The organism is Neisseria sp. 19428wB4_WF04 (assembly GCF_015235335.1).
GTDB classification, from domain to species: Bacteria; Pseudomonadota; Gammaproteobacteria; order Burkholderiales; family Neisseriaceae; genus Neisseria; species Neisseria musculi.
The window spans coordinates 1-885 of the sequence record NZ_JADGLG010000125.1; the positions used below are offsets into that span (position 1 = coordinate 1).

General features: G+C 52.3%; 2 protein-coding genes. Both read left to right on the top strand.

The annotated features are described in order from the left end of the window. The first annotated feature begins 10 nt into the window (after positions 1-10). Positions 11-265, top strand: a complete 255-nt coding sequence (locus tag IR141_RS14270; RefSeq protein WP_167753123.1) for an IS3 family transposase — start codon at positions 11-13, stop codon at positions 263-265. Positions 266-561: 296 nt separating this feature from the next. Continuing rightward, positions 562-756 carry an IS3 family transposase gene (locus tag IR141_RS12580; RefSeq protein ID WP_135037776.1) on the top strand — a complete coding sequence of 65 codons (195 nt, stop codon included), beginning with the start codon at positions 562-564 and terminating at the stop codon, positions 754-756. Positions 757-885 lie beyond the last annotated feature (129 nt).

Below are 885 nucleotides of genomic sequence, written 5' to 3' on the forward strand. Positions count from 1 at the left end.
ATATGCCGGTTTGAAACGGCATATCCGTGCGGCTTGCCGGCAACACAAAGGACGCTGCGGCTGCCGCAGGATAACGGCGGCAATCCGCTATGCAGGGATGTTGGCCAACCACAAGACAATCAGCCGTCTGAAGGCGGTGTCGGGCCGGGGCGGCGGTACGGCGGTGCCAATGCCGTCCATCGCCCGTTCGAAAGAGGCCGGCAACGTTGCGCCGCTATCCTGCAACGCCGTTTCAAGGCGGAAAAGCCAAATGGGAAACGGGTAAGGGCTGCCACGGAGCTCAATAATGCAGGAGAAAAGTTGTATCTTTCTCCGCTGATGGATTGGTTTAACAAGCAATCATCGGTTGCCGGATTCGATGCCGGTGGGGAAAAGCGCAACTGTTGCCGCTGACGGACTGGTTTAACGGAGAAATCATCGGTTGCCGCACCCCCACCCGGCCTGCTTTAAATTTGGCCGGCAAGATGTTGAAAGAGACATTGGAGAAGTCAAGGCCGTCTGAAAAGCCGATACTGCATTCGGATCGGTATGGGCGCGGGATTACCAAATTGAATCGGGCAAATGCAAACCGGTGCAAAATATGTCGCGCAAGGAAACTGTTTGGGCAATGCGGCCGTGGAAAGCTTCTTCGGCACATTAAAGTCGGAATGTTTCCATACGCGCAAATACGCTTCCGCTGCCGAACCGGAAGCGGCTTTGCGCGAATCTATCCGTTACTGCAACCATAATGGGATTAATTGGAATGAAAAGGATTGAGTTGTAGTAAAAGCTAGCGTTGTTTACAGTATTTGAAAGACAATACTGCATGAATATCCATAAAAATACCCGGCTAACCCCGCATAACCGCCAGGCCATTTGACGCGCTTATACACAAGACAAAATTCA

Excerpts from the sequence above, each read along its gene's own strand:
- IR141_RS12580 (WP_135037776.1), top strand. The coding sequence starts at position 562 with ATGCAAACCGGTGCAAAATATGTCGCGCAAGGAAACTGTTTGGGCAAT.